This is a genomic window from Polaribacter sp. M10, from assembly GCF_054968445.1.
Map to the genome: position 1 here is coordinate 186,727 of NZ_JBSSBG010000001.1, position 13,280 is coordinate 200,006.

A 13,280-nucleotide genomic window follows, 5' to 3' on the forward strand; every position below is an offset into this window, starting at 1 on the left:
TAATATATAAAAATATTATTCAGTGACATTTTAAAAAAATATTAAATGTAATTTTTTTGTGTGATTTATTCACTATTTCGTAAAATAAAAATAAGAAAACAATAACATATTCAAAAGCAACAATTCCTAAATTTTCTTGCCAAGGTTGGTTTGCGTATGCTTGATAACTTAAAATGATAACCAAACTCCAAATTACAGGGAATTTATATCTGGTAAAAACGGATAAAAATATAGGCGTTGCCAAATACCAAGGATGAACAGTTGTAGCTGTAAAATAGTAAAAACACAAGCCAAATAATAAGGATGTAAACAACTGTTTTAGTGTAATGTTTTTTCTGAAAAATGTTAGAAAAAGTAAAAACAGAATGGTTAGAATTGGTGTTATTTTGCCAATAATTGCAATTTCGTTATAGCCTCTAAAAAGATATCCTATTTCTCTAAAAATGTAATAAAAGCTAGCGTTAAATTCGAATTTACCAAACCATAAACCTACAGAATTCGAATAATTAGAAATTAATGTTGATGATAAAAAAGGTAGAAATAAGATAATATTTACAAGGATTATTATGGTGTAAAAAGAGATTAATTGAAACATCTTTCTGGGATTAAATTTAAAACCAATCCATTTTATGTTGTTTGTTTTGTCTTTGCCATAAATTTTTACAAACCACTGAAAAAATAGTGGTAAAAATAACAACGTAATTAATTTAACAGAAATAGAACAACCAATTAATATTGCAGCCCAAATCCATTTTTGTTGATACAATTGATACATTCCGAAAATAAAGAAGAATAACATTACAGATTCGAAATGTAAATTCCCAGTCATTTCTATAATGATAAAAGGATTTAAAATGTACCAGAAAATATTTTTTATAGGAAGATTTATTTTTTCTAAAAGTTTCTTTCCAAAAAATAGAATTCCAATATCTGCTAAAATAATAATCAACCTTAAAACGATAACAGCACCAAAAATACTTTTGCTAGAAAAAAGTGCTGCAATAAAAAAACACAACTGGTTTAAAGGCGGATAATTGGTGTAATGACTCCCATTTAATTCGCCCATTCCAGTATACAATTCAGCAGCTTCTGCAATTGGATAATTATGTTGTTGAATAAATGTTTCTGGTAAAGATAAATACGGATTTAAACCTTCTAGAATCATTCTTCCATCCCAAATAAATCTGTAAAAATCTTGAGACAAATTAGGGATTGCAAACAAGAATATCAGTCTAAAAATTATAGAAATTCCTGCTAAATTAGAAAATGAGATTTCTCTGTTTTTTATCAACAAATAAAAACATCCAAAGAGAGAAAACCACAACAGAAGTAGGTAGTTAAACTGAGTTCTTTCTAAAAAATAAGCAAATAAAAAATATAGAATAATACTGATAAAAATCAATACAACATGTTGATATTTCTTAAAAAAAGACACTATGCTTTAGAAAATATCGACTTAAAGAACACATAAGAAAAACCAACAAAAAGCATAAAGTGGAAAGGAAATAAACCAAAATCGCCTCCTTGATCTCCAACTATAAACGCGCTATACATTCCAAAAACAAAGTACAAAGAAAGTAAACCTTCTAAAATAACATGTACAGAAGGTTTCTTTTTAATGTATTTGTTGGTTTTCCAACCGTCTTTTAAGTTTTTAATATTGAATTTAGGAGTTCTAACAAATTCACTTTTTTTACCAAAATGACCTTCTAAAACAGCAATAGTGTTGTGTAAAGAAAACCCCATTGCTATAGAGAAAAACGTAAAAAATGCACCTATATATCTTATAAATCTTTTAAAACCACCACCATAAATGTTTTTGTACATAAACCAATAACACGTAAAAAAGATTAGTGTACTGATTACAAAAAAGCTCATTACATAAAAATAAATTTTTAAATGAGCATACTCATTTTTAATGTATAACATAGGTATGCTTAAAATGGCAACCAATAAAATACAGGTAAACATAGAGCTGTTTAATAAATGCAGCATACTATGAATTTTGGTTTTAAAAGAAGAATTTTTATTGGTGATAATTCTTTTAATCATTTTCTGAAAATTCTCTGCACCACCTTTGTTCCATCTAAATTGTTGAGATCTTGCAGCACTAATTACTACAGGCAATTCTGCAGGTGTTTCTACTTTTTCTAAATATTTAAATTTCCAGTTTTTTAATTGTGCTCTATAACTTAAATCTAAATCTTCTGTAAGTGTATCACCCTCCCAATTACCAGCATCGTAAATGGTTTCTTTACGCCAAATACCAGCAGTACCATTAAAATTTATAAAATGGCCTTTGCAATTTCTACCCACTTGTTCTAAGGTAAAATGTGCATCTAAGGCAAAAGCTTGTATTTTTGTAAGTGTAGAATAATCTCTATTGATATGACTCCATCTTGTTTGTACCACTCCAATTTCTGGATTTTTAAAATAAGGTACAGTTTGCTTTAACCAATCTGTTTTTGGTAGAAAATCGGCATCAAAAATGGCAATAAATTCACCTTTTGCAATTTCTAAACCTTCTTTTAATGCACCTGCTTTAAAACCTTTACGATTGCTTCTTCTGATGTGCTCAATATCAATACCTTTTTTTTGAATTTTTTTCACCAATTTTGCAGTCATTTCTACAGATTCGTCAGTAGAATCGTCTAAAACTTGAATTTCTAGTTTTTCTAAAGGATAATCGATTTTAGCAATGTTTTTTAACAAACGTTCCATTACATACAATTCGTTATAAACGGGTAATTGTATGGTTACATAAGGTATTTCTTCTGGATTATTAAAATCGAACTGAGGGCAGTTGTCTTCGTTGTTTCTGTTTTTTAAATAGTTTACTAAAAGGTTTAGTTGTGCTATTGCATACATTAAAATTAGCAACAAACTAATAGAGTAAATAATAATTATTATGTATTCTAGAACCATTATTTAAAACTGTATTTAAAAATCCAACTTAAAATTTTAATTCCTGCAAAGATAGTACCTTTTACTGTACCTGAAACTTTTGAGACCCCAATTCTGTTTCTATATTTTACAGGTATTTCTGTATAACTTAATTTTTGTTTTAATGCTTTTAATTGCATTTCTACTGTCCAACCATAAGTTTTATCAACCATATTTAATGCTAAAAGTTTGTTGTATTTTATAGCTCTAAAAGGCCCTAAGTCAGAGAATTTAGCACCAAAAAAAAGTTTCATTAAAAAAGTAGCTAGCCAATTACCAAATACTTGTTGAGGTGTCATAGCACCATCTTCTCGCAATTTTTTTACTCTTGCACCAACAACAAAATCGATATTATCATTTATAATAGGAGCAATAATTTCTGTTAGTTGTTCTGGATAATCAGAATAATCGCCATCTAAAAACACAATAATTTCTGGTTTTTTTTCTTGTTTGCTGATGTATTTCATGCCCTTTAAACAAGCATAACCATATCCTTTCTTAGTTTCGGTTAAAACAGTTGCACCTGCTTTTTCTGCATTTAAAACAGTATTATCAGTAGAATTGTTATTTACAACAATAACTTCATCAACAATTGTAGGTATATCTTTAATAACATTACCTATGGAATCTTGTTCATTGTAAGCAGGAATAATAACTTTTATAATAGGTTGCATTATCTTAAATCGTTTAGATTATTCTCTTTTCTGAAAGATGAAAAATCTGTCCATTCTTTTAATTTCTTACCTGCTTTAAATTTAGAGGCTTTTATGAGTTTATTTTTTTTGTAAATCAAACAGTATCCGTTTTTTTTATTGTTTTTAAGTTGGCATTTGTGATTTATGTTTCCTGCTTTATCATAAAACAGCCACCAATCACTTTGCAAACCCATTTTAAAATGTCCTTCTTTTTCAGGAATTGAGTTCACGTTGTAAAAGTACCAATATTTTACTTTTTTTCCATTTTTATATCGACCTTCTTCTCTTATGTTACCATTTTTGTAATAAAACTTCCAATAATCAACTTTTTTTTCATTTAAAATCCAGCCTTCTTGTTTTAGATTTCCATTTTTAAAATATCTTTTTTGATATGTTTTTTGCGATAAAGCCATCATTGAAAAAAGTAAAAAACAACAAGTAGTTATATTTTTCATGTTATAATAGGTTTCACAAAACCCACAAATTTTTAAGCCGATTATTGAAATTAAAGCCTTTTTGGATTTGAAGTAAATGATTTTTAAAAATTAAGTAGCTGTTTATTTTTTATTGATAAGATTCATTAAATCAACATCATTACCCAATAATATTTCAGTAGGATTTATTCTACCATCTTCAGGGCCATTTTCTAGTTTTAAAACTCCTCTTGGACAAACAGCAGAACAAATTCCACAACCTACACAACTAGAACGTACAATGTTTTCGCCCTTTTGTGCATAAGCTCTTACATCAATTCCTTGCTCACAATAGGTAGAACAGTTTCCACAAGAAATGCATTGTCCGCCATTAGTAGTAATTCTAAAACGCGATTTAAAACGTTGTACTAAACCTAAATAGGCAGCCAAAGGACAACCAAATCTACACCAAACTCTGTTTCCAAAAATAGGGTAGAAGCCAGTACCAATTACACCCGCAAACCAAGCTCCAATGAAAAAACTATAGGTGTCTTTTATCCATTGCGATTTTATCCCAAGAAAAGAAGAAGTACCCGAAAAATAACAATATAAAGTCACTAATGTCATCACCAAAGAAAATAGAAGAACAGCATGAATTAACCATCTTTCCAGTTTCCAGGCATTTAAACTTTTGTTAGAATGTTGTCTGTAAGGATCTCCTAAAGTTTCTGCTAAACCTCCACAACCACAAACCCAAGAACAGTACCATCTTTTACCAAAGAAATACACCATAACAGGCACAATTACTAAGGTTAAAACGATTCCCCAAACTAGAATAAAAATACCTATTCCTCCACTTTCGGTTAAACTTTTTAAATTCCATTCAAAGAAAAAATCATAATCTAAAGGAAACGCATTTTTAAAATCGTAACCAGGCATATTTAAGCTGGTCATAATTTCTGGAATTAAAAAAGCAAACACAATTTGAAAAAACAATACAGAGGTTGTTCTTATAATTTGATATTTATTATGCCTGTATTTTATGTACATTCTAACCCCCATTACTAGCATAATTGTACAATACAAAAATCCGTAAACAAACCATTGAGAAGCTGCACCACCATTTAATGCTTGACTAATTGGATCTAAAATAAATGTCCAGTTTACTACATAATCTGGTCTAAAATAAAGAACCAAATAGAATACTACCAAATACACCAAAACCAACCAAGCAATCCAACCTCTGTTTGTTGCAGATTCTAAATAAATTCCGTCATTTTTAATACCTGGTTTTCCTAAAAGAATCAAATTTGGAAGTATAAATAACAAAGCACCAATTATTCCCAAACCAAAAGTTAAAAACCAAAATAAGCCTGCATTTTCTTTTACAAAACCACTACCTGCTTTTTTAGCAATTTCGTAGCTTAAAGTGTGGGGTTTTCCAAAAATTTTATATTGATATTGTTCTCCCTTTTTTGCCCAGTTTTTTTCTTTGTTATATTTAGCAATCAATGCATCATAATGATTATTTGAAGCTTCAAAAGCATTTCTAGCTTCTGTGGAAAATTCAAAAATATTTAATCTTTTATCTACAATTGCTTTGGATAGTTCTTGTTTTATAATTTCACTTTTATAGCCTTTTTCAGAAATATAAGTATCTAATTCTTGTTGAGAAAGCGAAAAATTTCCTGTAAAAATAGATGCTGTAAAAATCGATAATCCTATTAAGAAAATGATTAAACCAAATTGCTTTATAATATTCATTTATTTTGAGATTTCCTACAAGGTTTTCTAAACCTTGTAGGTATTTGTTACTTATTTATACTTATGTCTACAGGGTTTTTTGAAACCTTGCAGAAACAGGATTACGCTTTTGAGAAAATTCGTTTCCAACTTTTCTTTTTTATTTTGATGTTTGTTTGATGTTCTTTATTGAATTTATCAACAATTTCTGCCTCATATAACGTATAAAATTCAGGATCAAAATTTGCATCTCTTAAAAATTCTAAAACGTGCTCTATAGTTTGATTTTCATTTAGCCAACGATCAAAAATTTCGTGTCGCATTCGAATTCCGAAAGTATTTATACCCTGAAATTTATGACTATTTTTATCAAAAGAAATGGTAATGCAAATATTTTCTTTAGGATGTTTCCATTGAAAATAAGCTTCGTTTTCTTGCTTATTTCTTTCACTAAAAACCCTACCATAAGTTTGGTATTCAATGTCTAAAAACTTGGCTGAATTAAACCAATTTCCTGGTTTGTATGCTGTTTTTTTGTTGCAAATTGTTTGTGCCAAAGTTTCTCCCATCATTCTACCTGTATACCAAACTGCCTCAATATTTCTGCGTTGTCCAATGGCTTCTCTTTGTTCTGCACAATCTCCAATGGCATAAACATCAGCAATATTCGTTTCTAAAAAACGATTGACCAAAACACCTCTTTTGGTTTCAATACCTGAGCCTTTTAAAAAATCGATATTCGGAGTTACACCAGCAGTTAAACCAACAACATTACAAGGAATTTCTTTGCCAGTTTCTTCGATAATTATCGATTTAACTTTGCCATTTTCATCCGCTTTTATTTCTTTTAAATTGGTGCTTAAACGCAAATCTATATGATGTTCAGTAATGTGTTTGTTAATCATTTCAGATTCTTGAGCAGGCAAAACTCCGTTCCAAAAACTAGATTCACGAACTAAAAAAGTAACAGGTATTTTTCTGCTTCTTAGCATTTCTGCCAATTCAATGCCTATTAATCCACCACCCACAATTACAGCTCTTTTACAAACTTTATTATTAGGTGCAAATTTTTCTAGATTCTCTAAATCTTGTTTATGATACATGCCTAAAACACCATCTAAATCTTGACCAGGCCAACCAAATTTATTCGGTTTAGAACCAGTAGCAATAATTAGTTTATCATAAGAAAGAGTAGAACCATCTTTAAACTCTAAAGATTTTTGTGCTGTATTTACTTTAGAAACATAACCCTCTTTTAAATCGATTTTATTTTTATCCCAAAACCAATTCTCATAAGGTTGTGTATGTTCAAATTTCATATGCCCCATATAAATATACATGAGCGCAGTTCTAGAAAAGAAGTACTTTGTTTCTGCAGATATAAGGGTTATTTTACTATCAGAATTTTTTCTGATGTGTCTAGCAGCTGTAACTCCAGAAATTCCATTTCCTATAATAACAATATGTTGCATGGTTAATTAATTAGTTCTTGGTTTATGTCGATGCTAAAGTTAAGAACTTAAAAACGGACAGTAATTTAGAATTGATATAAATAAAATGACAAAAATTTAAATTGTAAGTATTCAAAAAATGTAAAGACTGATGTGGTAATCTGTACCGAAAACAAATTAAAATCAACCAAAATGAAAAACAGTAATCCCAAAATTTTAGCAGCTTTCTTTTTATTTGTCAATTTAGCGATTGTTGCTCAAGAAAATGATGCAACAAATTCATCACAAGCAAGTAATATTCAAACGTATACACCATCAAAATTATTAAACAAAGGACAGTGGGATATTAAGTTTTTCAACAATTTATACACAGAAACAAAAGCAACCAATAATGGAATTAAAGCTGATAAATTAAGAGAGAATTATTTTACTTCTACAGTAGATATTTTTACAGGTATTTCTGATAATAACAGGCTAAATATTGGTTTATTGTTAGAGTACAGATCTAATACCAATAATGGTAAAAGTACTACTTCTGTGTTTAATTTTGCTGATGACAATAGTTCTAGAAATGGTTTGTCTTCTTTTGCACCCGCTTTAAAATGGCAACCTATAGAAAGTGTGGGTAATTTTTCGATTCAAAGTGCATTCCATATTCCTTTAATAGATGAAGAATCTGATGCAAATGGAGTTTATTTAGATCAAACAGCTTATACTTTTCAGAACCGTTTTTTTTATGATTATACTTTGCCAAGTGGTAATTGGCAATTGTTTACAGAGTTAAATACAGAATATAATTTTGGTGATGATGCTAGTTTTGCTGATAAAACTTTTGTGTTGGCACCAGGTGTTTTTATGAGTTATTTTCCTAGTGATAAATCTACAATTTTAGGGTTTGTGCAACATTATCAACGTTTTGGAGATTTTACACAAGACTTTACAGCTTTGGGTTTTGGAGGTAAATATCAATTAACAGAAGTGTTAAACTTAGAAATTTTGTACAGTAAATTTGTAAGAGGTAATGATACAGGTTTAGGGCAAAGTTTTAACATTGGTTTAAGAGCGTTGTTTTAGTAAAAAATACTATTTTTAAGGGATTTATGAAAACAAAACATCTCTTACTAATAGGTATTCTCTTTTTGCAATTTTCTTGCACTAGCCAATCTAAAAAAATAAACGGACTCAGTTTTGTAGCATCTAGAGATTCTATAAACATTAAACATATTAAACCAGTTTTAAACGTAAAAGGCAATTATGTAGCTTTAATGCCTTATAGTTTTATCAGAAATATCGAAATCCCGAAAGTTGAGTTTAATACCAATAGAGAATGGTTTGGAGAATCTGAAAATGGTTTATTACAATATGCTAGAGAATTTCAAAAAGTTGATGTAAAAATTATGATTAAACCTCATTTGTGGATAAGAAGAGGTGGTTTTACTGGTGATTTAAAAGCAAATTCTGAAGAAAATTGGATTATTTTAGAAAACAGTTATCGAGATTATATATTAAATTATGCCAAAGCTGCAGAAAATATTAATGCAGAAATTCTTTGTATTGGCACAGAGTTGGAGGAATTTGTGATGAACAGACCAGAATATTGGCAAAAATTAATCAAAGAAATTCGACAGATTTATAAAGGCAAACTTACATATGCAGCCAATTGGGATGAGTACAAAAGATTGCCTTTTTGGCATCAATTAGATTTTATTGGTATTGATGCTTATTTTCCATTATCAGAAAAAAAATCTCCAACAGTATTCGATTTTGAAGAAGGTTGGAAAACTCATAAAGCCGAAATTAGTCAGGTTCAGAAAAAAGTAAATAAACCAGTTTTGTTTACAGAGTTTGGCTATAGAAGTGTAGATTTTACAGGTAGAAGACCTTGGGAATTTAATAGAATGCAAGGCAGTGTAAATTTAGAAGCACAAGCCAATGGTTTACAAGCCATACACAATCAATTCTGGAAAGAAGAATGGTTTGCAGGTGGTTTTGTTTGGAAATGGTTTCATAGACATGATAAAGTTGGTGGTATAGAAAATAACAGGTTTACACCTCAAAATAAACCTGCTGAAGAACTTTTAAAAAAATTATATCACAAATAATTCTACAAACATGATATATATCTTAAAATAAATTAGATATCAAATTTATATTTGTCACAGAAATTTTAAAAAGACCATCATGAAAAAAATTATTGTACCTATAGATTTTTCTAATTATTCTGAATATGCATTAAAAGCAGCAGCATTACTTGCTAAAAAAACAGAGGCTGTAATTTATGCGTTACACATGTTAGATATTCAAGAAATTAATTTATCTCAAAGTCCTAATTTTAGTCAAGAAAAGTCTATTTATTTCTTAAAAATGGCCGAAAAAAAGTTTAAAAACTTTTTACAAAAAGAATTTTTACAAGAAGTAAAAGTAGTTCCTGTGGTTAAGCATTATAAAGTTTTTAGCGAAATAAATGAAATTGCTAAAGAAATAAATGCAGATTTGGTAATTATGGGTTCTGAAGGCGCAACAGGATTTAAAGAATTTTTTACAGGTTCTAATACAGAAAAAGTAATCAGACATTCAGAAGTGCCAGTTTTGGTAATTAAAAACGAATTGAATGATGCTAACTTTAAAAATATTGTTTTTGCAACAGATTTTTCTGAAGAATCTATACCAGCATACAAAAATATGCTAGCTACTTTAGATTTTTTAAACGCAAAAAAACATTTAATATACGTAAATTTACCAAACGAAAACTTTAAAACTACTCCAGAAATGGATGCCTTAGCTAATAATTTTTTAATGAAAGCAGAAGGTAATATAGATAGATTAATTAACGTTAATTATGTATGTGCAAAATCTATAGAACAAGGAATTTTAAGTTATTCTAATGCAGCAGGTGCAGATTTAATTACCTTAATAACTCATGGTAGAACAGGTTTAGCACACCTTTTTTCTGGTAGTATTTCAGAGGATGTTTCTAACCATGCAACATTGCCAATTATGACCTTTAAAATGTAATATGTATATGAAGTTGAAATATTTTCTTTTTATCAGTAGTTTATTGTTTTTTTCGTGTTCAGAAGATAATGATATTACCACTCCAAGAAATTTAGAAGAATATATTACAACCAATTCTAGTAGAACTTTAGACGAAGTAATTGCTTGTGCAGCAACTGCAGACGGTAGTACAAGTACAACTTATATTTTTTATTATCCAATAGATGGTGCAACAGACATTAGATATTACGAAACAGAAGGTACAGACGTAGACGAAAATGATTTTTCGAATTACAGAAGAGAAAGCTTAACCTCTAGCGATGTTTTTGGCGGAAAACTAGAACAGTTTACAAGATCAGATTCAGAAGAAGCTTGGTGTATTGTTACGTATTTAACAGATGGTAAATTTCATAAATCGAATCCTATTCGTTTAAAAAATGCATCAAATTCAACAGTTTGGGAAGAAGAAGTAGAAATTGATCAAACAGAAAGTTTAATGCCAAAATTTACTTGGTCTGATTTTGATACCACAGATAATGCCATTTATTTTCAGGTTATTTCTGATGAAGATGACGAATTTATTTCAGGTACTTACACTTACGATCAATATTTTCAATTTTACGATACAAACAATGTTGTATTAAATATTAATACCACAACACCAGAAGATTTAATAGCAGAAGCTACGTATAATTTTACACTTATGGCTGTAAGTGAAGATAATTGGGTAAATTTGGTGATAGAAAATTCATTTACAGCCCAATAATGCCACTGAGAAAATTTCTCTTCTTTTTATTTTTTTTAGGATGTTCTGCTAGTATTTTATCGCAAGAAAAACGAATTGAGGCGCTAAAAATTCAGGGAGCAAAAAAGGTAAATGTTGGTTTTTTAAAATCTATCTTAACATCAAAAGAAGGGCAAGCTTTAGATTCAATTAATTTAGAGAAAGATATTGTACTTTTAAAAAGATTGCCAGCAATTAGTCACGCTTATTATCAAGTATTTCATTCAGATAAAAACTTATATATCGTTTTAATTTACATCGAAGAAAATTATACCATTTTACCCAATGTAAATCTTTGGACAACCACAAACAATCAGTTTTCTTATAAATTAGGTTTGTACGATTATAATTTTTTAGGTAGAAACATCACCTTTGGTGGCTTTTATCAAAATAATGGTTTCAATTCTTATGCCATTAATTTTAAAGCACCCAATTTGTTTTCTAAAAAATGGGGTTTGGCTTTAAATCATCAAAACTGGAAAAGCGAAGAACCACTTTATTTTAAAAATCAATCTGCCAATTATTTGTACAATAATACTTCTGTAGAAGCTTTGGGCCTGTATCAAATCAATCTAAAACATGAAATTAATTTTGGTATAAATTTATTTAAAGAAAAATATCAATATTTATCAGGAGCTACAGATCCAGCAATTCCGCAAAAACTGAATTTAAACAAAGCTTTGCTTAAAATGGTATATTCATTTGATAGTTTAGACTATTTTTATCAATATATAAGTGGTTTTAAAAGTGTTTTATACACACAATATGTAATTACAGAAAATGATTTTCAAAACGATTTTTATATTTTTTGGAACGATTTCTTTTATTTTAAAAGAATTGGAAAGAAAGGAAATTGGGCAAACAGATTGCGTTTTGGTTTATCATCTAACGAAAACACGCCTTTTGCACCATTTGCAGTAGATAATAATGTAAACTTAAGAGGTGTAGGGATTTTAGTAGATAGAGGAACAGGAAGTTTTGTTTTAAATTCTGAATACAGACACACAATTTACGATAAAAAATGGCTGGCCATACAAACCAATCTTTTTACAGATTTTGGTTCTTGGAGAACACCTGGAGGTAAATTTAACGACTTTTTTAAAAGCGAAATCATCAGAATTTATTCTGGAGTTGGTTTGCGTTTTATCAGTAAAAAAATATACAATGCAACCTTTAGAATTGATTATGGTTTTAGTGTTTTAAATCATTCAGGCCAATCTAAAGGAGGTTTGGTTTTTGGTATAGGGCAGTATTTTTAATAATAATTTAATATCAATTATTTTAGTTTCAGCAAAAACCAGTTAGTTTTGTTCAACTAAAAAAAGAAAATGAGAACATTTGCAATTGGAGATATTCACGGAGGTTTAAAAGCACTTACTCAAGTACTAAACCAATTAGAACTTAAAGACGGAGATAAAATTATCTTTATGGGAGATTATGTAGATGGTTGGAGCGAGTCTGCACAAGTGGTGGATACTTTAATCGATTTATCAAAAAAAATAGACTGTATTTTTATAAAAGGAAATCATGATGTTTGGTGCGAAGATTGGCTAAAAAACGATACTGTAAATCCTTCTTGGTACATGCATGGAGGCAAAGAAACTATGGAGAGTTACCACGATTTTTCTTTAGCAGAAAAAAAGGAGCACATTGCTTTTTTCGAAAATGCCAAAATGTATTATTTAGACAATGAAAACCGATTGTTTCTACACGCAGGTTTTACATCTATGCATGGTGTAGAAAAAGAAGCTTTTCAGAAAACTTTTTGTTTAGACAGAACTTTGTGGGAAATGACTTTGGCTATGGATAAAGAATTAACCTCAGAGGCCTCTTTTTACCCAAAAAGATTACAACATTACAACGAAATTTATATTGGGCATACACCCACAACAAATTACGGAATACCAACACCAGTTAACATTGCAAATCTTTGGAATATAGATACAGGAGCTGCGTTTAAAGGTAAAATTACAGCTATAAATATCGAAACAAAAGCATATTTTCAGAGCGATAATTTACCAGGATTATACCCAAATGAAAAAGGTAGAAACTAATAGTTAGAGTATAAACATATTATTTTTTAGTAGCTATTTCCTGCTTTCACTACTCGCTTTTTTTAGTTTTGTTCTCGATACAAATTTTTCATTCTTCAAAATTCACTCGAACTGACAACTAAAAAAGAGCTCAAACAAGTCGTTCAATCAGGGCTAGACTAGTTTGCTGGCTTTTTTACTAAAACAGAATAAAAGGTTCTTTT

Annotated in this window: 12 protein-coding genes; 6 read left to right on the top strand and 6 right to left on the bottom strand. The window is 29.3% G+C overall.

Going from position 1 to position 13,280, the window contains the following annotated elements:
- Positions 1-19: 19 nt before the first annotated feature.
- The 6 genes from ACWYN7_RS00795 to ACWYN7_RS00820 all read right to left on the bottom strand — a co-directional run bounded on the left by ACWYN7_RS00795 (position 20) and on the right by ACWYN7_RS00820 (position 7,266).
- Positions 20-1,435, bottom strand: a complete 1,416-nt coding sequence (locus ACWYN7_RS00795; protein ID WP_462857942.1) for a mannosyltransferase — start codon at positions 1,433-1,435, stop codon at positions 20-22.
- On the bottom strand, positions 1,435-2,925 hold the full coding sequence (locus ACWYN7_RS00800) for a cellulose synthase family protein (protein ID WP_462857943.1): 1,491 nt from the start codon (positions 2,923-2,925) through the stop codon (positions 1,435-1,437). The genes ACWYN7_RS00795 and ACWYN7_RS00800 overlap by 1 nt, the downstream gene beginning before the upstream one ends.
- A complete protein-coding gene (locus ACWYN7_RS00805) occupies positions 2,925-3,617 on the bottom strand; it encodes a glycosyltransferase family 2 protein (protein WP_462857944.1) in 693 nt (230 codons plus the stop codon). Before ACWYN7_RS00805 ends, ACWYN7_RS00800 begins: the two co-directional genes overlap by 1 nt.
- Positions 3,617-4,093 (bottom strand): toxin-antitoxin system YwqK family antitoxin, encoded by a 477-nt coding sequence (locus ACWYN7_RS00810; protein WP_462857945.1) that lies wholly within the window; start codon positions 4,091-4,093, stop codon positions 3,617-3,619. The genes ACWYN7_RS00805 and ACWYN7_RS00810 overlap by 1 nt, the downstream gene beginning before the upstream one ends.
- Positions 4,094-4,195: 102 nt before the next feature.
- The gene (locus ACWYN7_RS00815; protein WP_462857946.1) at positions 4,196-5,815 is read right to left on the bottom strand and encodes a 4Fe-4S binding protein; all 1,620 of its coding nucleotides are present in this window, start codon (positions 5,813-5,815) and stop codon (positions 4,196-4,198) included.
- A gap of 101 nt (positions 5,816-5,916) precedes the next feature.
- On the bottom strand, positions 5,917-7,266 hold the full coding sequence (locus ACWYN7_RS00820; RefSeq protein ID WP_462857947.1) for an NAD(P)/FAD-dependent oxidoreductase: 1,350 nt from the start codon (positions 7,264-7,266) through the stop codon (positions 5,917-5,919).
- Between the two features lie 171 nt (positions 7,267-7,437).
- Between ACWYN7_RS00820 and ACWYN7_RS00825 the strand changes: the two genes are divergently transcribed.
- The 6 genes from ACWYN7_RS00825 (at position 7,438) to ACWYN7_RS00850 (ending at position 13,077) form a co-directional block, all read left to right on the top strand.
- Positions 7,438-8,319 (top strand): NUDIX hydrolase, encoded by an 882-nt coding sequence (locus ACWYN7_RS00825; protein WP_462857948.1) that lies wholly within the window; start codon positions 7,438-7,440, stop codon positions 8,317-8,319.
- Between the two features lie 26 nt (positions 8,320-8,345).
- Positions 8,346-9,347, top strand: coding sequence for a glycoside hydrolase family 113 (locus ACWYN7_RS00830; RefSeq protein ID WP_462857949.1), 1,002 nt, complete (start codon positions 8,346-8,348; stop codon positions 9,345-9,347).
- A gap of 79 nt (positions 9,348-9,426) precedes the next feature.
- A complete protein-coding gene (locus ACWYN7_RS00835; RefSeq protein WP_462857950.1) occupies positions 9,427-10,260 on the top strand; it encodes a universal stress protein in 834 nt (277 codons plus the stop codon).
- Positions 10,261-10,267: 7 nt separating this feature from the next.
- A complete protein-coding gene (locus ACWYN7_RS00840; RefSeq protein WP_462857951.1) occupies positions 10,268-11,005 on the top strand; it encodes a hypothetical protein in 738 nt (245 codons plus the stop codon).
- Positions 11,005-12,282: a BamA/TamA family outer membrane protein gene (locus ACWYN7_RS00845; protein ID WP_462857952.1), complete on the top strand. Its 1,278-nt coding sequence runs from the start codon at positions 11,005-11,007 to the stop codon at positions 12,280-12,282. The genes ACWYN7_RS00840 and ACWYN7_RS00845 overlap by 1 nt, the downstream gene beginning before the upstream one ends.
- Before the next feature lie 69 nt (positions 12,283-12,351).
- Complete coding sequence (locus ACWYN7_RS00850; protein ID WP_462857953.1) at positions 12,352-13,077, top strand: metallophosphoesterase family protein; 726 nt, start codon at positions 12,352-12,354, stop codon at positions 13,075-13,077.
- Positions 13,078-13,280: the final 203 nt, after the last annotated feature.

Excerpts from the sequence above, each read along its gene's own strand:
- ACWYN7_RS00840 (WP_462857951.1), top strand. The coding sequence starts at position 10,268 with ATGAAGTTGAAATATTTTCTTTTTATCAGTAGTTTATTGTTTTTTTCG.
- ACWYN7_RS00845 (WP_462857952.1), top strand. The coding sequence starts at position 11,005 with ATGCCACTGAGAAAATTTCTCTTCTTTTTATTTTTTTTAGGATGTTCT.
- ACWYN7_RS00850 (WP_462857953.1), top strand. The coding sequence starts at position 12,352 with ATGAGAACATTTGCAATTGGAGATATTCACGGAGGTTTAAAAGCACTT.
- ACWYN7_RS00830 (WP_462857949.1), top strand. The coding sequence starts at position 8,346 with ATGAAAACAAAACATCTCTTACTAATAGGTATTCTCTTTTTGCAATTT.
- ACWYN7_RS00805 (WP_462857944.1), bottom strand. The coding sequence starts at position 3,617 with ATGCAACCTATTATAAAAGTTATTATTCCTGCTTACAATGAACAAGAT.
- ACWYN7_RS00800 (WP_462857943.1), bottom strand. The coding sequence starts at position 2,925 with ATGGTTCTAGAATACATAATAATTATTATTTACTCTATTAGTTTGTTG.
- ACWYN7_RS00825 (WP_462857948.1), top strand. The coding sequence starts at position 7,438 with ATGAAAAACAGTAATCCCAAAATTTTAGCAGCTTTCTTTTTATTTGTC.
- ACWYN7_RS00815 (WP_462857946.1), bottom strand. The coding sequence starts at position 5,815 with ATGAATATTATAAAGCAATTTGGTTTAATCATTTTCTTAATAGGATTA.
- ACWYN7_RS00810 (WP_462857945.1), bottom strand. The coding sequence starts at position 4,093 with ATGAAAAATATAACTACTTGTTGTTTTTTACTTTTTTCAATGATGGCT.
- ACWYN7_RS00820 (WP_462857947.1), bottom strand. The coding sequence starts at position 7,266 with ATGCAACATATTGTTATTATAGGAAATGGAATTTCTGGAGTTACAGCT.
- ACWYN7_RS00835 (WP_462857950.1), top strand. The coding sequence starts at position 9,427 with ATGAAAAAAATTATTGTACCTATAGATTTTTCTAATTATTCTGAATAT.